Origin of the sequence: Neorhizobium tunisiense (assembly GCF_039631515.1) — a bacterium.
Lineage (GTDB): Bacteria > Pseudomonadota > Alphaproteobacteria > Rhizobiales > Rhizobiaceae > Neorhizobium.
The window spans coordinates 720,379-738,153 of record NZ_JBDIUU010000002.1; the positions used below are offsets into that span (position 1 = coordinate 720,379).

The following is a 17,775-nucleotide window of genomic DNA, read 5'->3' on the forward strand; positions in this document are numbered from 1 at the left end:
AGGGGGGTATGCCGCAAGGTCAGCCATCACATCGCCTTCATCCGCTCGACCGCCATCAGCACCCGTTCCGGCGTCGCCGGCGCGTCGAGCCTCGGGCAGGCCGAATAATCCGCCACACTTGCCACCGCCATCGACAATGCTTCCAGCACCGAGATCGCCAGCATGAACGGCGGTTCGCCGACGGCCTTGGAGCGGCCGATGGTCGGTTCGGCGTTTTCGGCCCATTCGGCAAGCTTGACGTTAAAAATCTTCGGCCGGTCGGAGGCGAGCGGGATCTTGTAGGTCGAGGGTGCGTGGGTGCGCAGGCGCCCCTTGTCGTCCCACCACAATTCCTCGGTGGTCAGCCAGCCCATGCCCTGCACGAAGGCGCCTTCCACCTGGCCGATGTCGATCGCCGGGTTGAGCGACTTGCCGACGTCGTGGAGGATGTCGGTGCGGTCGACCAGGTATTCGCCGGTCAGCGTGTCGATCGACACTTCGGAAACCGCCGCGCCATAGGCGAAATAATAGAACGGCCGGCCGCGGCCCGCCTTGCGGTCCCAGTGGATGCGCGGCGTCTTGTAGAAGCCGGCCGCCGACAGTTGCACCCGGTCGTAATAGGCGGCCCGGATGAACGTGTCGAAGGGCACGATCTCGCCGCCGATGCGTAGCCGGTTGGGCAGGAACTCGACCTTGTCGCGGCCGACTTTCCATTGCCGCATGGCGAAATCGATCAGCCGTTCCTTGATCTGGCGGGCGGCGTCATAGGCTGCCATGCCGTTCAGGTCGGTGCCGGACGAGGCGGCGGTCGCCGACGTGTTCGGCACCTTGCCGGTCGTCGTCGCGGTGATCTTCACCCGGTCGATATCGACCTGGAACGTATCCGCCACCACCTGCGCCACCTTGGTATAGAGGCCCTGGCCCATTTCGGTGCCGCCATGGTTCAGGTGGATCGAGCCGTCATTGTAGATATGCACCAGCGCGCCCGCCTGGTTATAGGCGGTCATGGTGAAGGATATGCCGAACTTCACCGGCGTCAGCGCGATGCCCTTGCGGATCACCGGGCTGTGCGAGTTGAACTCCAGGATCGCCTGCCGCCGTGCCTGGTAGCCCGACGAAGTTTCCAGCTCGTCGACGATGCGAGCGATGATATTGTCCTCGACGTCCTGGTGATAGGGCGTCATCGTCCGGTTCGAACCGCGCTGGCCGTAAAAGTTCAGCTTGCGGATTTCGAGCGGGTCCTTGCCGACCGCATAGGCGATTTCCTCGATTATCCGCTCGCCGCCGAGCATGCCCTGCGGCCCGCCGAAGCCGCGAAACGCGGTGTTGGAGACGGTGTGGGTCTTCAGCGGCTGCGAGGTCAGGCGCACATGCGGGTAGAAATAGCTGGAATCCGCATGGAAGAGCGCGCGGTCGGTGACCGGGCCGGAGAGGTCGGCGGAGAAACCGCAGCGCGCGGCATAGATGGCGTCGACCGCATGGATGCGGCCTTCCTCGTCGAAGGCGACGTCGTAGTCGACGCGGAAATCGTGGCGTTTGCCGGTGATCGACATATCCTCGTCGCGGTCGGGGCGGAATTTCACCGCGCGCTTCAGCTTCTTGGCGGCGATTGCCGCAAGTGCTGCGAACTGGTTTCCCTGCGTCTCCTTGCCGCCGAAACCGCCGCCCATGCGCCGGGTCTGGACGGTCACCGCGTTGTTGGCCACCCCAAGTACATGCGCCACCATGTGCTGAATTTCGCTCGGATGCTGGGTGGAGGACCAGACGACGATCTCGTCGTCCTCGCCGGGGATGGCGAGCGCGATATGGCTTTCCAGGTAAAAATGTTCCTGGCCGCCGATATACATGTGGTTCTGGACGCGGAGCGGCGCCTTGTCGATCTCGGTTTCCGGCTCGCCGCGCTTCAGCGTCATCGGCTCGACGACATAAGGCGCGTCGTTTTCGCGGGCGCTGTCGATATCGGTCCAGTGCGGCAAGTCGCGATATTCGATCTTTGCGAGTCTTGCGGCGCGGCGTGCCTGGTCGCGGGTCTCGGCGATCACGGCGAAGATGATCTGGCCGTGGAACTGCACGTTGGTGGTGGCGAGCAGCGGCTCGTCGTGCTGGCCGGTCGAGGCGACGTCGTTGAAGCCTGGAATGTCTTCCGCCGTGATCACCCAGACGACGCCGGGTGCGCTTCTGACCGCCGAAAGATCGATCGAGACGATCTCCGCATGCGCCCGGTCGGCAAGCCCGAGGCCGCCGTGCAGCGTACCTGAGGGTTCGGGAATATCGTCGATATATTCGGCGGTTCCGGTGACGTGCTTATGTGCTGAATCATGTTTCAGCGGGGTGTGCATCGGGCCGTTGATGGTCGGCTTGTTGTCGAACGTGGTCTTGTCCATCACGCCTCCTCCAGCTCGAAACGGCGGAGCTCCGCGGGCGCGCCGGCGGTTTCCAGGAAGAAGCGGGTGAGCAGGTTCTTGGCCGTCAGGCTGCGGTACTCAGCGGTCGCCCGCCAGTCGGTCAGCGGCTGGTAATCCTCGCCGAACGCGTCGCGCACGGACGAGACGATGCCCCAGCTCCACTCCTGGCCGAGAAGCGCATCCTCGACGTGTTTGGCCCGTTTCGGGGTCGCCGCCATGCCGCCGAAGGCGATGCGGATGGTCTCGACCTTGCCGTCGGCGTCGAGCCTCAGGTGGAAGGCGCCGCAGAGCGCGGAAATATCCTCGTCGCGGCGCTTGGAGATCTTGTAGACGGCGAAATGGCTGCCCTCTGTCGGGCGCGGCACGAAAACCTTCTCGACGAATTCGGTCGGCAGGCGGTCCTGCTTGCCATAGCTCAGGAAATAATCCTCGAGCGGGATCGTCCGGCGGCCGGAATGGGAGCGCAGCGTCAGTTCGGCGCCGAGCGCAATCAGCGGCGGCGGGGTGTCGCCGATCGGCGAACCGTTGGCGATATTGCCGCCGATCGTGCCCATGTTGCGCACCTGCTGGCCGCCGATCCGGTCGATCAGACGACCAAGCGACGGGATCTCGTCGGAGAGGACGTCGAAAGCCTGGCTATAGCTGACGCCGGCGCCGATGGTGATGCCCGTCTCGTCTGATGCAATCGACTGCAGTTCGGTCAGGTGGTTGATGAAGATCACCGGGTTCAGGAGCCGCATCTGCTTGGTCACCCAAAGCCCGACATCGGTTGCGCCGGCGACGATGGTCGCTTCCGGTTCTTCGGCGAGGATATCGGCAAAGACTGCGACGGATGCCGGGACGATCGAGCGGGCGCCATCCTTCTCGATGGTGATCGTGTCGTTGCCGGAATGGATGCCCCAGAGCTTGGCCATGATCTGGATTCGCTCGCTTTCCAGCGGGTCAAACAGCGAGCTCGGCCGGTTGGCCGCGATATGTTCGGCCGCCTTGACGATCGGCTCATAGCCGGTGCAGCGACAGAGATTGCCCTGCAGCGCGCTTTCGATATCGGCGCGCGTCGGCGCGCCGTTCGAGAGCCACAGGCCGTAGAGCGACATCACGAAGCCGGGGGTGCAGAAGCCGCATTGCGAGCCGTGGAAATCGACCATCGCCTGCTGCACCGGATGCAGCGCGCCGTCACGGCCGGCCAGGTGCTCGACGGTCACCACGTGGGTGCCGTGCAGGGAGCCTAAGAACCGGATGCAGGCATTGACGCTTTCGTAGCGCAGGCCATGGTCCGTCAAACGCCCGATCAGCACCGTACAGGCGCCGCAGTCACCTTCCGCACAGCCTTCCTTGGTACCCGTCAGCCGCCGCCTCAGGCGAAGATAGTCGAGAAGGGTTTCCGTTGGTCCGAAATCTCCAAGGGTGACCTCATCTCCATTCACGATGAAGCGGATGGCTTCGCTCATGTCTCTCCTTCGTCCGCCGTTACCGGCTCCTGTATTCCGTTACTGGCCCGCCCATTTACTGGCCGGTTTCAGTTATTGGCCAGTTATTGCGCGGTCCAGCCGCCGTCTATCGAGATATGCGTCCCGGTAATGCTTCTCGCCGCATCGCTTGCCAGATAGATCGCCGCCTGCGCGACCTCGTCGATCGAGACGAATTCCTTGGTCGCCTGCAGCTTCAGCATCACCTCGGTCTTCACCTGGTCCTCGGTAATGCCGCGCTCGCGGGCGGTATCGGGGATCTGTTTCTCGACCAGCGGCGTCAGCACGTAGCCCGGGCATATCGCATTCACGGTAATCCCGAATTCCGCAAGTTCCAAGGCTGCCGTTTTGGTTAGTCCTAAAATACCATGTTTGGCAGCCACATAGGCGGATTTGAACGGCGAGGCGACCAGCGCGTGGGCGGACGCCACGTTGATGATGCGACCCTTGCCCGCGGCCTTCATCAACGGGATCGTATGGCGCATGGTGTGGAAGGCCGACGTCAACAGGATGGCGATCAGCTGGTCCCACTTTTCCGGCGGAAAATCCTCGATCTTCGCCACATGCTGGATGCCGGCATTGTTGACCAGCACATCGACCGTGCCGAAATTCTTGACCGCGGTTGCGATGAGGTCCTCGATCTCGGCGGGCCTGGTCATGTCGGCGCCATGATAGAGCACGCGGCCGGGCCCAAGCGCATCGAGTTCGCGGCGGGTCGCCTCGATCGCATCCGCCGGCCCGAAGCCGTTGATGACGACATTGGCGCCCTCGGCGGCGAACGCTTTCGCAACACCGAGCCCGATGCCGCTCGTGGAGCCGGTGACGACGACGGTTCTGCTCATGCCCAAATCTCCCTGCGATCCAGCCTTCCTGGGCGGCGTTCTTGTGCGCCGCGATGATCACGGCAGGTTATGCGCAAATTCCGCGGGATGGCAATTGTCCGACCCGGCAAAAGTCTTTTCCGTTTGACAGGCTTTCATTGCTTCTGCTCAAACCGTCCGGGCGCATTGCATGGACGGGGAGGAGCGGCATGGCGGGTTATGTTCTGGCGATCGATCAGGGGACGACTTCGACGCGGGCGATCGTCTTTGACGGCGAGATGAAAATCGCCGGCATCGGCCAGAAGGAATTCACCCAGATTTTTCCGAAATCCGGCTGGGTCGAGCATGATCCGGAGGAGATCTGGGAGACCGTTCTCTGGGCCGTCAAGCAGGCACTCAAGGAAGCCAAGCTCAAGGCCTCCGAGATTGCCGCGATCGGCATCACCAATCAGCGCGAGACGGTGGTCGTCTGGGAGCGCGAAAGCGGCAAACCCATCCACAATGCCATCGTCTGGCAGGACCGCCGCACCGCCAGCTATTGCGAAAAGCTGAAGCGGCAGGACCTCGAAAAGCTGTTCAGCCGCCGCACCGGCCTGCTGCTCGACCCTTATTTTTCCGGCACCAAGCTTTCCTGGATGCTCGCCAATGTGAAGGGTGCGCGGGCGAGGGCGGCCAAGGGCGAGCTGTGCTTCGGAACGATCGACACGTTCCTGATCTGGCGCCTGACCGGCGGAAAAAGCTTCGTCACCGACGCGACCAACGCCTCGCGCACGCTGATCTACAATATCGCCGACAACCGCTGGGACGAAGACCTGCTGGAGATCCTGCGCATCCCGGCCGCGATGCTGCCGGAGGTCAAGGATTGCGCCGACGAGTTCGGCATCACCGATGAAAGCCTGTTTGGCGCGGCGATCCCGATATTGGGTGTGGCCGGCGACCAGCAGGCCGCGACGATCGGCCAGGCGTGTTTCGAACCGGGCATGATGAAATCCACCTACGGCACCGGCTGCTTCGCGGTGCTCAACACCGGCGCCGACATGGTTCGTTCCAGGAACCGGCTGCTCACCACCATCGCCTATCGCCTCAACGGCGAGACGACCTATGCGCTGGAGGGCTCGATCTTCATCGCCGGCGCCGCCGTGCAATGGCTGCGCGATGGGCTCGGCATCATCGAAAGAGCCTCCCAGACCGGTGAGTTGGCGGAGGAAGCCGATCCTCAGCAGGAGGTTTACCTGGTGCCTGCCTTCACCGGTCTCGGTGCACCCTACTGGGATGCGGAAGCCCGCGGCGCGATGTTCGGCCTGACCCGTGCGACCGGTCCTGCGGAAATCTGCCGCGCTGCGCTGGAGGCGGTCTGCTACCAGACCCGCGACCTCTACGACGCGATGCAGAAGGACTGGCGCAATGCGAACGGCAGCACCGTGCTGCGTGTCGACGGCGGCATGGTCGCCTCCGACTGGACGATGCAGCGGCTCGCCGATCTGATCGACGCGCCCGTCGACCGGCCGACCATCCTTGAGACGACGGCGCTCGGGGCCGCCTGGCTTGCCGGCTCGAAGGCGGGCGTCTGGCCGGACCAAAAAGCCTTCGCGAAAAGCTGGGCCAGGCAGCGGCGATTCGAGCCGCAGATGGACGAAAAGACCCGTACTTCCAAGCTGCGCGGCTGGAAGGATGCCGTCAGGAGAACGCTGACAAGTGCGTAAGTCCTTATTTTCGATTAACCATTTATTGAAAATTCGAATCAAATGCGAATCGCGTCATTTTCGCACCATGTTCGTTGCCATATCCTCGCCGGCGACTTAGAGAGGGTGGGCATGTTTAGAATTCCGCAGATTTTGGCTTTCCTGTTGGTGCTTGGCGCCTCTCTGGCGATCAGCCGCGTTCCGGCCGAGGCCGGCTACGCGCATTTCATCTATGATGTGAAGAGCGGCAAGGTTCTGGCGTCGGAGAATGCCGACGAGATCAACCATCCGGCATCGCTCACCAAGATGATGACGCTCTACATGACCTTCGAGGCGCTGCGCGAGGGCCGCCTGAAATGGGACCAGGACATCCCCGTGACGCCGAATGCGGCGTCGAAGATCCCCTCCAAGCTCGGTGTGCCCGCCGGCCGGACAATTACCGTACGCGAGGCCGTCAACGGCATGATCGTGCGCTCGGCCAATGATGCGGCTGCGGCGATGGGCGATTATTTCGGCGGTTCGGAAGAGCGTTTCGGAGAGATGATGACCAGGAAGGCGCGAGCGCTCGGCATGAGCCGCACCGTGTTCCGCAACGCGTCGGGCCTGCCGGACGACAGCCAGGTAACGACGGCACGGGACATGGCCCAGCTGGCGCTGGCGCTCATTCGGGATTTCCCCCGGGAATACCAGCTGTTTTCGCAGAAAAACATGGAGTTCCGCGGCAAGCGCCTGCGCGGCCACAACAACCTCATGTACCGTTATCCCGGCATGGACGGCGTCAAGACTGGCTTTACCAACGCTTCCGGATACAATATCGCCAGCGCCGTCACCATCGACGGCCGGCGGGTGATCGGCGTGGTCATGGGCGGCAAGACCGCCCGCAAGCGCGACGACCAGATGGCGGCGCTTCTCGACCGGTATGTGCCGGGCAACAACAATGCTGCGTCCGGCGGCCTCGTCGCCTACGAGACACAGAAGCGGCCGGCCGAAGACACGATGCCGCTCGCCTTTGCGACGCCTTCGCCGCGCAAGGAGATCACCCTCGGCGTTACGCCGAAAGCGGCGCTCGCCAATCTCTATGCAACGCCCCGGGCCGCCGTTCCGAACACTGCGCCAGCCCCGACCGCGCCGTCCCGGACTGCGTCGTCTCAGGCAATGACGCCGCCGCAACCGGCGGGCTCCGCCTGGCGCATCCAGATCGCCGCGGCCGCAAGCCGCGATCAGGCATCCGCGCTGCTCGAAAAGGCAGTGCCGGTGCTCGCCCAAGGGTATGGCCGTGTCACGCCGAGCGTCGAAAGTTATTCCGACGGCGGCAAGCAAATCTATCGCGCTCGTTTCGTCGGTTTTGCGGATGGCGATTCAGCCGCGCGGGCCTGCTCGGCCCTTCAGGCCAAGACGATCACCTGCTTCGTGGTGCGCTGAAGCCGCGCTATTCGACCGTTTCGTCCGGATAGACGCCCCAGAGCGAGGCCTGGCTGACATAGCCGCGCAGCCGCTCCCTCTGGAGAACGGCCCGGCACCAAGTGCCGTCGCAGTTGACCAGATCGAGGCGGACTTCCGGCAGAAGCCTGGCGATGACGCGGGCGCTTCTGGAGGGTGCCGAGCGGAGCGGTATCGGCTGTTGCAGCCAAGGGCCGATGACGGCGGTTCGCTTGCTCGATATCAGTGGCGCGAACATCCATCCGGTCGTGCCGTCGGCGTCCCTGACCCGCCGCCAGTTGCCGTATTCCTGGGTGATCTCGAGCGGCAGCCCCTGCGCGGTGTAGACCCATATCGTGGCAAAGTCGGTTGACGGCCCAACCCGCAGATAGGCCGTCCTCGCTTTCAGCGATACGAAGCGCGGGATGGGAAGCCCCGTTTCCCGGCCTTTCTTCCAGTCTTCGTTGAAGGCAGGCTTTGCCTGGAGGGGCTGTCCCACCGCCACGGGCGAAAGGAAGACCAGCGCCACGAGGGCCGTTGCAGCAAGAGACCTGATCTTCATTGACCCGCCGAAGTTTAGACCCGCCGAGCCGGCCTAGAACGTAAGGCCGGCCGGGTCCATAGGCGGTGGTGATGGTTGCCGGAAGGTTAATGTCTCTCCGGCAATCGGCGCTCAGGTGTTCACGAACGAAGACTTGAGTTCGGGCCTTATTTGACCGGAGCATTCATCGCCCAGGCGACGCCGAAGGGATCACGCACCTGGCCGTAGCGGTCGCCCCAGAACATCACCTGCAGCTCCGTCTCGATCGTCATTCCGGCGTCGACGGCGCGTTTCCACCAGAAATCGATATCGTCGACCGGCAGCATCATGGTGAAGGCCTGCGGCTTTTCGAGCGGATGGCCGTAGTCCGGATAGGGATCGCAGAGCATCACCGAACTGCCGTTGATATAGAGATGGATGTGCATCGTGCGGCCCTGGTCATCCACCGGATGAAAGGTTTCGATCTCTGCTCCGAGGGCCTTCTTGTAATACTCGGCCGCCTTCATCGCGCCATCGAGCTGAAGATAGGCGACCACGCCGCCGCGGACAGGCGATTGCGCCTGCTTGTCGTTCGTCTGGGCATTCGTATCCATGATTTTCCCTCCTGTTCGGATCGTTCTCGTCCATGGCGGACAATGCAAGGACGAACGGGAGAAGGAGACGCCGACATCGGCTGAGAGAAAATCAGTCCCGTGCCGCAAATTCCTTCGCCAGGCCTTCATAGGCTTCCATCGGCGGGAAGGCTTCGTAGGAATGTACGGCCGGGGTCGTGGCCCAGGGCAGCTTTTCGGACGTGTAGGTTTCGATGAAGGGCACGAACCATTTGGGGTCGTCGAGCATGGTGGGGCGCAGGTTGACGAACCAGTCCATTCCGACCGGCCTGGTGAACATCCAGCTCTTGCAGCGCGGGCAGTGGTAGTGGTGGGCGTCGCTGCCATGCAGGCCACCGATCACCGGTTCGCCCCCGGTCACCTCGAACCCTTGAGAGGGGATCGCGGCGGAGAGCGAGAAGGCGCTGGCGCTCATCTTCTGGCAGCCGGTGCAGTGGCAGGCCATGGTCAGGATCGGCGGTGCGCTGATCTTCAGGCGCACCTGCCCGCAGCGGCATGAGCCTTCCATGGGGAGAGTGGGTTTGGGCATGTGTCTGTCTCCATTTCCCCATGAACTAGGGCCGTTGCGGTATTTGATCAGGCCGGACGCTTCGGAATATCCAGACCACGCTGGACGGCGGGCCGTGCAAGGCCGCGTTCCAGCCATTCCGGCACGCGCTTCAGCTGATCGTATTCGACCAGTTCGCCGGCGCCGTAAAAGCCGATCAGGTTGCGCACCCAGCCGATCATGGCGATATCGGCGATCGAATATTCGTCGCCCATGATCCAGTCGCGGCCTTCGAGCCGGGTTTCGATGACGCGGATGATGCGGTGCGATTCCTTGGCGTAGCGGTCGCGCGGGCGCTTGTCCTCGATGTCCTTGCCGGCAAACTTGTGGAAGAAACCGAGCTGGCCGAACATCGGCCCGACGCCGGCCATCTGGAACATCACCCACTGGATCGTCTCGTAGCGCTTGGCCGGATCGGAAGACAGCAGCTTGCCGGTCTTTTCGGCGAGATAGATCAAGATCGCGCCCGACTCGAACAGCGCCAGCGGCTTGCCGCCGGGGCCATGCGGATCGAGGATCGCCGGGATCTTGCCGTTCGGGTTGAGCGCCAGATAATCCGGCCCCCAGGTCTCGTCGGCGCCGATATTGATGAAATGCGGCTCGTAGGGCAGGCCGATCTCTTCGAGCATGATCGAAACCTTCACGCCGTTCGGCGTCGGCGTCGAATAGAGTTGCAGCACGTCCGGGTTCTCGGCGGGCCATTTGGAGGTGATCGGGAAGGTGGAAAGGTCGGCCATATAGGGATTCCTTGGGAGGTCGAGTTTTGTTCCCGCGGAATATAGCCACCGGCGCACGATGCGCCAGTGGCGATCTCATCGAAATCAGCGGGCGCTGGCCGGGAAAGCCGGCAGCTTGGCGACGTCGTCTGCGTCGTGCTGGACGACCAGCTTGGCACTCAGCTGTTTTGCGATCCGGTTCATCCGATCCATCGAGGCGAGGCTTTCGGCCCGGTCGATGTTGAAGGGCGGCACGCCGTTGTTTCCGATCTGCTCCTCGAAATGCACGACGTCGCCGGAGAGCAGCACCGGTCCGCTCTGCGGCAGTTTGACGAGCAGCGCCGTCTCGCCCTTGGTGTGGCCGGGCATGGCCAGCATCATCACCGAACCGTCGCCGAACACGTCGCGATCGCCCGAGACGGGGTCGATCTTCGCCTTGCCGTCCATCCAGGGCTGGACGAGCGCCGGCATGACCCCGAACGGCAGGGGATTTTCGTGCAGGCTTTCCCAGTCGCCGGCGCCGATCATCAGCGTTGCCTTCGCAAAGGTCGAAGCCTGGCCGATATGGTCGAAGTGGTTGTGGCTGATGCCGACGATGTCGATCTGATCCGGCTTGATGCCGATCTTCTGGAGCTGCGTCGGGATGTCGACGGTCAGCGACGGTGCGAGCGGCTGAGTGAGGTCCGGCGCCTTGCCGATCAGGGCTGCCGGCAGGCCGGTGTCCCAGAGCAGGTAGTCGGTGCCGTGGCGGATCACGTAGCAGCTGTCGGTCAGGGTGCGGCTTTCGCCTTTATAAGCGAACGTATCGGAAAAGATCGACAGGTCCTTGACCACGACCGAGCCGCAATCGAGCCGCCAGAGTTCGAGATCGGCTGCGGCTTGGGCGGAACCGGACAGGGCGAGGAGGCCGAAGCCTGCGGCCAGAACGGAAGCGCCAAGGGTGGAAAGAGTGGCTAAGGTCTTCATCAAAAGTCTCCTGCGTTGAAGCCACCGCCTTCTGCCTGCTTTCCGTGCTCCGCCAGGGCCGGATTTTCGCCGGATTGAGCCCGAAACGCTCGCTTCGGGTATTTTTCCGTTACTATCCTCCGCTATAGTGCGGCCATGAACCTGATCGTCACCCAGCGCCTGCCCGATCTTTCCCGCCGCCTGCTCGACCGCCTGCGCCCGATGGTGGCGGGGCGGCTGAAGCCCGGCATGAACGCCTATGCGGAGCAGCTGTTCATCTATTGCTGTTTCGACCGGGAGAAGGTGAAGGCGCTGGAACTGGACTGCCCGATGGTTTGCATCGTTCTCCACGGCCAGAAAGAAGTCTGGCTCGGCGACCGGACGCAGGTTTTTCCGGCCGGGTCGGTGTTCGTTCTGCCCGACGGAGTGCCGATGGATGTCGTCAACATACCGGACGAGACGAACGGCCTCTATGTGGCGCTGCGGCTCGACGTGCCTTCCCTGCCGGAAGGGATACCGCCGCTCTCGACCGTCGAACGGCTGAAGGGCGGCGAGGCGGGTTGCGTCAGCCTGCCGCTCAGCGAGGATCTCGTGGAAGCGCTCTGCCATGCGGCGACTACGATTGCCGACGGCACGATCGGCGAGACGATCAAACGGCTGCGCATGACCGAGGTTCTGGCCTTGCTGCGCCCGCTGCCGGAAGCGCGGCTGCTGTTCCGCCAGAGCCTTTCGGAGGAGATCGCCTGGCTGATCGCCACCGCACCCTCCGAGCCATGGAGCGTTGCCGACATGGCGGAACAGCTCGGGATCGGTGCTTCGACGCTGCGGCGCCGCCTGTCCTCGGAGGGCGCCTCGTTCCGGGCCATCCTGCGCCGGGAGAGGCTGAAGGCGGGGCAGAACGCGATATCCTCGGGCGCCTCCAGCATCGCTGCGGCAGAGGCCGCCGGTTATGCGTCGCGATCGCATTTTTCCCGCCGTTTCCGCGAGACGTTCGGCACCAGCCCGACTGGACGGCGCTGATCCCACAAAAAAATGCTGCGCCCTGTCGGCACCCGCGATAATCCTTCGTCTTCATTAGGAGAAGGAGCTACGCATGCTTTACGCCATCCTTTGCTACGCCCATGAGGAAACCGTCTTCGCCTGGTCCAGGGAAGAAGAGGAAGCCGTCATGGCAAAGCTCATCGAGGTGCAGACGCCTTATGCTGAGGCCGGCAAGCTCGGCCCGGTCGGACGGCTGATGCCGACGACCGCCGCCACCACCGTGCGAAAAGGCAAGGATGAGCCGCTGGTGCTCGACGGGCCGTTTGCGGAAACCAAGGAAGTGCTGCTCGGTTTCTACACGCTCGACGTCGAGACGCTGGAAGAGGCGGTCGATTTCTCGAAACAGCTTTCCGCCGTCAATCCGGGGTCGAGTTCCTATGAAATCCGGCCCTTCCTCGTCTTCCGTCCCGGCGAGATCAAACAAAGCGAGACCAAGACATGACAGATATTGCCTGGATCGAGCTTGCCCTGACGGCCGCCCGGCCGCAGGCGCTCGGCGCGCTCCTTCGTTATTTCCGCGATCTCGATACCGCGGAAGAGGCCTATCAGGAGGCGTGCCTGCGCGCCGTCCGGACCTGGCCGGAGAAGGGGCCGCCGCGCGATCCCACCGCCTGGCTGATCTTCGTCGGCCGCAACAGCGGCATCGACGTGGTCCGCAAGCGCTCCAAGAACGATCCGCTGCCGGAGGAGGAAGCCTTTTCCGATCTGTCCGATGCCGAAGGCGACATGGCCGACCGGCTCGACAATTCCCATTACCGCGACGACATCCTGCGGCTGATGTTCATCTGCTGCCATCCGGACCTGCCGGCGACCCAGCAGATCGCGCTGGCGCTCAGGATCGTCTCGGGCCTCAGCGTCGCGCAGATCGCCCGGGCCTTCCTCGTCGGTGACAGCGCGATGGAGCAGCGCATCACCCGCGCCAAGGCGCGTGTCGCCAAGGCCGGCGTGCCGTTCGAGACGCCGGGGCCTTTGGAGCGGGCGGAACGCCTCGGCATCGTTTCCTCGATGATCTATCTGGTCTTCAACGAGGGCTATTCCGCCGGCATCACCAATCCCGATAGCGCCGCATTCTGCGACGAGGCGATCCGGCTTGCCCGGCTGCTGCTGCGCATCTTCCCGGCCGAGCCGGAGATCATGGGCCTCCTGGCGCTGATGCTGCTGCAGCATTCGCGTGCCACGACGCGTATCGACCAGGACGGCCAGATCGTGCTTCTCGAGGACCAGGACCGCAGCCGCTGGGACAGCAGGCTGATCAACGAGGCGCTGGCGCTGCTCGACAAGGCGATCCGCCACCGCAAGCCCGGTCCCTACCAGGTCCAGGCGGCGATCTCGGCGCTGCATGCCCGTGCACCGACGCCGAAGGATACGGACTGGCAACAGATCACCATGCTCTACGGCCTGCTGGAGCGCATCCAGCCGTCGCCGGTCGTCACGCTCAACAAGGCGGTCGCCGTTTCGAAGCTCGAAGGACCGGAGGCGGCGCTCGACATGATCGCGCCGCTCGCCGACAAGCTCGACGGCTATTTCTATTTCCACGGGGTCAAGGGCGGTCTGATGATGCAGGCCGGCCACCGGCACGAAGCCCGCGAGGCCTTCGACCGGGCGATCGCGCTTGCCAACTCGCCGGCCGAATGTGCCCATATCCGCCAGCAGATCGACAAGCTCGGCGTTGCCGATACGTAGCCGTGTTAGGCGGTTTCTGTATTGGGGTCCGGACTAGGCGCGCTGCTGAAGCGAAGAAATAGTTCTCCGCAGTCACAAATGATATTTGCGATTTCTAATTTATAATCTCCAGATTGTACCCGCTCGCAGAGACAAGATACAGTTGACTCATCTTGTGAGCTAGGTAATTCTATCCATGGTAGTGGGGCATCAGAGATTAGAAATACCGTCAGCTAGTGGGTTGTATTGCCGGCTGGGTGGTGCTCACGCCAAAATGCTAGCGCGGGTCAACTCCATGGTTATTCCTCCAACCGATAATCATCCACAAGGTCTAATCGACGGCCGAATCAATATAAACAATCTGCTCGGGTTTGGTTTCGGCGTCTTCTTCGTCACCGTCATACTGGTATTCGCGGTGGGATTTCCAAATCCTACGCAGTTTCAATACTACGTTTTTATTGTTGTTCTTTCGCTTTCTGCCGCGGGTGTCGGAGCGATTCTACCGGGCGCTCTTGGTATAGAGTGGGGCGGCGCCATTGCCGGTGTTCCTGTGGTTAAGGCGGGCGGCGCGCTCGGTCTATTTGTTGTGGTGCTGGCGTTCAGCCCGGTCTTGCAGACCGCGGCCGTTCGGCTGGTGGAGCCTACGGTTTCGGTTGAACCTGTTGCCCTTACCTATCTTCAAGCGACCGATACGGGTGACATGCAGAAGGCATGGAATCTTATGGATGAAGAAGCCAAAGGACTGGTCGTGCCGAATGTGCAGGACTGGGAAGTCACATACCGGAATTTCCGGGTGCCACTCGGTTTGTTGGAGTCCCGTTTGCTGGTTGGAACGACCGGAATGAACTCTCCGACGGGTGTGCCCATCGGTCTCTATCGAGGGCTAACTTACAAATCAAAATTCAGTGCCGATGAGGGCCAGTGCCGTGCCGAGGTCGTTGTCTTGCGTGCAACTCAAGACCTGCAATGGAAGGTCTTTAGCCACCAAATTTCACCCGCACGCATGCCGTGCTGACATATGAGGTCGAAAATGAGGCGACGTCAGCTACTCAAGTCATTTGCCGCATTGGGAGTGGGCTCTCTCGTGTCTCCGCAGGCCAGTTACGCCTATAGTCGCTGTATGGCCGCAATGAATCCAATGGGGAAGGTTTGCGAATCCGGAGTTAAGCTCCCACGAGTTCAGCACTCCTATCGCGATCAGAAGCTCAATCAGTGGTGCTGGGCTGCATCCATTTCGATGATCTTTGCATTCCACGGGTATCGCGTCTCACAGCGCGAGATCGTCAAGGCTGTCTACGGTCGAGAGGTCAATCTGCCTGCAATGGCCGGTCGCACCATTTCCTCCCAGCTCAGTCGGGATTGGGTTGACAATGATGGCCTTGAGTTTTCAGTGGAAATTGAAGGTTTGTATGATTTCGATGCCGGCATCACCGGTTTGACCAATTCGATGATCATCGACGCGTTGAATGACGAGCGGCCATTGATTATGGGAACTCGATCCCATGCCATGGTATTGATCAGCATCGCGTATGTTCCTGTCCCTGGAAACCCGTTGATTTTCAATATCGGTTTAGCCGACCCGTGGCCTGGTGCCGGTCTGCGGGGTGCGCGGAATCAGGGAGAGTTATATCCAATGCATCTTGGTGGTGATCTGCGCTACTTGGCGCTCCCTAAAATTGTCTGATGGCTTCAATCGGCCTCCCCACAGGCTTAACCGTCGCCGAATTCGCACCGGTCTTGGTTGGGCTGCTGAATTTCCCCAAAAATTTTCGCGGCGCCTGTCGGGTTTCATCCTAGCCACACGTCCTAGGTTCAACATCGGATGAGATGTTTTGTAGAACCTCAAGGGAGACAGACAATGACCGCCAATACCGCCAAGCACGCCTTGCAGATCGTCCGCGAAATGAACGTTCCAGCCGACAAGCTCTACAAGGCCTGGACCACGCCGGAACGTATGGGCGAATGGTTCTGCCCCAAGCCCTGGAAGGTGACCGAAGCCAGGATGGACGTCCGTGCCGGCGGCTCGAGCTTCATCATGATGGAAGGGCCGAACGGCGAAAAGATCCCCAATTACGGGATCTACCTGGAAGTCGTGCCGAACAAGAAGCTCGTCTTCACCGACGCCTATACCAGCGCCTGGGTGCCGTCGGAAAAGCCGTTCATGACCGCGGTCGTCGAATTCGAAGACCTCGGCAACGGCCGCACGAAATACACGGCGACCGCCTATCACTGGACCGAGGAAGACAAGAACGCTCATCAGCAGATGGGCTTCGAGGAAGGCTGGGGCATCGTCGCCGGCCAACTCGAACAGGTCGCCAAGACGTTCTGAAGCATGAGTTGCCGCCCGGGTCAGGCTCGGGCGGCTTCACGTTCGCTTCGATGCATTCTCGAGATTGATTCAAAAGACGGTAGGAAGTCCTTGAATTCGGATTCGAATCCCGTTTGGCAATTCACCGCTTGCCGGGACGCCGGATCACTGAGGAGCGGGGTTCCTCCGGCTGAGGGATCAGCGCTTCCGGTATCGTCAGGCTCGAATAAACCCGGTTGCGGCCGTTCTTTTTCGCCATGTAGAGAAGCTGGTCGGCGGCGTTGAGCTGGTTGCCGAAGGTCTCGCGTTCCTCCATTTCCATGACGCCGATCGAGATAGTCACCGAAATGCTCTTGTCATGCAGCGGAATGCTCGTGGCCTGGATGCGGGAGCGTATCTGTTCGCAGAACGAATGGGCCTCGAAGGCGTTGGTATCCTTCATGTAGATTGCGAATTCTTCACCGCCGAGGCGGGCGGTGAGATACCGGTTGCCGGCGGTCATCTCGCTCAGGACGCGGGCAAGCCGCTTCAGCACCTGGTCGCCGGCCTCGTGGCCGTAGGTGTCGTTGACCGACTTGAAATGATCGATGTCGAGGATTGCAACCGCGTCGTTTGCCGGTGCGGGCTTCAGGACCGGGTTCTTCTCGAAGAAGAAGCGGCGGTTTGCGAGACCGGTCAGATGGTCGCGTTCCGCCAGGTAACGCAGCCGCTTCAGCTGGGTCAGGGTTTCGACATTGTTGTCGATGCGGCATTGCAGTTCTTCGGGAACGAAGGGACGGTAGATGAAATCCGACGCGCCGGCCTTCAGGAAGCTTGCGGAAAGGCCGCGGTCGGAGGAAGACGAAACGCCGATGATGCGCAGTTCGTCCGAAGGCCGGGTTGCGCGAATGCGCTTCGTCAACTCGTGTCCGTTCATGTCGGGCATGTTGTAGTCGGTGATGACCAGTTCGATTGATGGGTTGTCGGCAAGCATGTCCAGGGCCTCCTTGCCCGATAGGGCTTCGAGGACATGGAAGTTCTGCCGCTGCATGATTTCGACCAGACCGGAGCGGGCCCATCTCGCGTCATCGACGACGAGAACGGAAAAGGCGCTGTTGGTCAGGATGCGGTTCACCGTCCTGACGACCGTATCCACCGTCGTGTTGTCGCTCTTGACGATGTAGTCGATGATCTTCCGCTCGGTGTAGCGGATCGTAGCGTCCGTCTCGGAGGTTGCCGTGAAGACGATTGTCGGAACCGCGTATTCGGCAAGCAGGGCAAGGATCTCGCCGTTGGGTGCATCAGGCAGGTTGAGGCCGGTCAACGCCAGGGTGAACTTCTGCCCCGCCAGCAGCATGCGGGCTTGCTCCAGGGTCGCACAGCAAAAGGTCCTGCCAGCCGTCTCCCGCTCGATCCGCTGCCGCAGCAGGGCCGAAAGGGCGGCGGAATCCTCGACGATCAGGATGTCATTCGATGATCGCAGGTTCGGAACGTCCGAGTCCGGCCGATTTCCGGTGCTGTCATTCATTCGATTTGCCCAACTATTGTTTCTGGCCGGGGAGATTATCCCGGATGGATTACCATTCTCTTAGATCGTAAACCTATATTTGTGCCTGAAATCTCGCAGTCCCGTGCTGGTTGCCAAGTCAC

Annotated in this window: 17 protein-coding genes; 8 read left to right on the forward strand and 9 right to left on the reverse strand. The window is 61.9% G+C overall.

What is annotated here, in order from left to right; translation table 11 throughout:
* Positions 1-26: 26 nt before the first annotated feature.
* From xdhB to ABCW43_RS12635, 3 genes are all read right to left on the reverse strand, one after another.
* Positions 27-2,363, reverse strand: a complete 2,337-nt coding sequence (gene xdhB, locus ABCW43_RS12625) for a xanthine dehydrogenase molybdopterin binding subunit (protein ID WP_345924761.1) — start codon at positions 2,361-2,363, stop codon at positions 27-29.
* Complete coding sequence (gene xdhA / locus ABCW43_RS12630) at positions 2,363-3,835, reverse strand: xanthine dehydrogenase small subunit (RefSeq protein ID WP_345924763.1); 1,473 nt, start codon at positions 3,833-3,835, stop codon at positions 2,363-2,365. The genes xdhB and xdhA overlap by 1 nt, the downstream gene beginning before the upstream one ends.
* Before the next feature lie 83 nt (positions 3,836-3,918).
* Complete coding sequence (locus ABCW43_RS12635; protein WP_345924765.1) at positions 3,919-4,695, reverse strand: 3-hydroxybutyrate dehydrogenase; 777 nt, start codon at positions 4,693-4,695, stop codon at positions 3,919-3,921.
* A 188-nt stretch (positions 4,696-4,883) separates the two neighbouring features.
* Between ABCW43_RS12635 and glpK the strand changes: the two genes are divergently transcribed.
* Both glpK and ABCW43_RS12645 read left to right on the forward strand, forming a co-directional pair.
* Positions 4,884-6,377 carry a glycerol kinase GlpK gene (gene glpK, locus ABCW43_RS12640; RefSeq protein ID WP_345924767.1) on the forward strand — a complete coding sequence of 498 codons (1,494 nt, stop codon included), beginning with the start codon at positions 4,884-4,886 and terminating at the stop codon, positions 6,375-6,377.
* Positions 6,378-6,488: 111 nt separating this feature from the next.
* The gene (locus ABCW43_RS12645; protein ID WP_345924769.1) at positions 6,489-7,778 is read left to right on the forward strand and encodes a serine hydrolase; all 1,290 of its coding nucleotides are present in this window, start codon (positions 6,489-6,491) and stop codon (positions 7,776-7,778) included.
* 7 nt (positions 7,779-7,785) lie between these two features.
* Here the strand turns inward: ABCW43_RS12645 and ABCW43_RS12650 are convergent, their stop codons facing one another.
* From ABCW43_RS12650 to ABCW43_RS12670, 5 genes are all read right to left on the reverse strand, one after another.
* Positions 7,786-8,337 carry an SH3 domain-containing protein gene (locus ABCW43_RS12650; RefSeq protein ID WP_345924771.1) on the reverse strand — a complete coding sequence of 184 codons (552 nt, stop codon included), beginning with the start codon at positions 8,335-8,337 and terminating at the stop codon, positions 7,786-7,788.
* 146 nt (positions 8,338-8,483) lie between these two features.
* A complete protein-coding gene (locus ABCW43_RS12655; RefSeq protein WP_345924773.1) occupies positions 8,484-8,909 on the reverse strand; it encodes a VOC family protein in 426 nt (141 codons plus the stop codon).
* A gap of 91 nt (positions 8,910-9,000) precedes the next feature.
* Entirely contained in the window at positions 9,001-9,456 is a 456-nt protein-coding gene (locus tag ABCW43_RS12660) for a GFA family protein (RefSeq protein ID WP_345924775.1), read from the reverse strand.
* A 47-nt stretch (positions 9,457-9,503) separates the two neighbouring features.
* Positions 9,504-10,211, reverse strand: coding sequence for a glutathione S-transferase N-terminal domain-containing protein (locus ABCW43_RS12665; RefSeq protein WP_345924777.1), 708 nt, complete (start codon positions 10,209-10,211; stop codon positions 9,504-9,506).
* Positions 10,212-10,295: 84 nt separating this feature from the next.
* Complete coding sequence (locus ABCW43_RS12670; protein ID WP_345924778.1) at positions 10,296-11,156, reverse strand: N-acyl homoserine lactonase family protein; 861 nt, start codon at positions 11,154-11,156, stop codon at positions 10,296-10,298.
* 135 nt (positions 11,157-11,291) lie between these two features.
* Between ABCW43_RS12670 and ABCW43_RS12675 the strand changes: the two genes are divergently transcribed.
* From ABCW43_RS12675 to ABCW43_RS12700, 6 genes are all read left to right on the forward strand, one after another.
* Positions 11,292-12,155: a helix-turn-helix domain-containing protein gene (locus ABCW43_RS12675; protein WP_345924780.1), complete on the forward strand. Its 864-nt coding sequence runs from the start codon at positions 11,292-11,294 to the stop codon at positions 12,153-12,155.
* A gap of 73 nt (positions 12,156-12,228) precedes the next feature.
* A complete protein-coding gene (locus ABCW43_RS12680) occupies positions 12,229-12,618 on the forward strand; it encodes a YciI family protein (protein ID WP_345924782.1) in 390 nt (129 codons plus the stop codon).
* On the forward strand, positions 12,615-13,859 hold the full coding sequence (locus ABCW43_RS12685; RefSeq protein WP_345924784.1) for an RNA polymerase sigma factor: 1,245 nt from the start codon (positions 12,615-12,617) through the stop codon (positions 13,857-13,859). Before ABCW43_RS12680 ends, ABCW43_RS12685 begins: the two co-directional genes overlap by 4 nt.
* Before the next feature lie 274 nt (positions 13,860-14,133).
* Entirely contained in the window at positions 14,134-14,853 is a 720-nt protein-coding gene (locus tag ABCW43_RS12690) for a DUF4019 domain-containing protein (RefSeq protein WP_345924786.1), read from the forward strand.
* A 15-nt stretch (positions 14,854-14,868) separates the two neighbouring features.
* On the forward strand, positions 14,869-15,522 hold the full coding sequence (locus ABCW43_RS12695) for a papain-like cysteine protease family protein (protein WP_345924788.1): 654 nt from the start codon (positions 14,869-14,871) through the stop codon (positions 15,520-15,522).
* 174 nt (positions 15,523-15,696) lie between these two features.
* Positions 15,697-16,167, forward strand: a complete 471-nt coding sequence (locus ABCW43_RS12700; RefSeq protein ID WP_345924790.1) for an SRPBCC family protein — start codon at positions 15,697-15,699, stop codon at positions 16,165-16,167.
* 121 nt (positions 16,168-16,288) lie between these two features.
* On the opposite strand, the gene ABCW43_RS12705 is transcribed toward ABCW43_RS12700, so the two are convergent.
* Positions 16,289-17,653, reverse strand: a complete 1,365-nt coding sequence (locus tag ABCW43_RS12705; RefSeq protein ID WP_345924792.1) for a GGDEF domain-containing response regulator — start codon at positions 17,651-17,653, stop codon at positions 16,289-16,291.
* Positions 17,654-17,775: the final 122 nt, after the last annotated feature.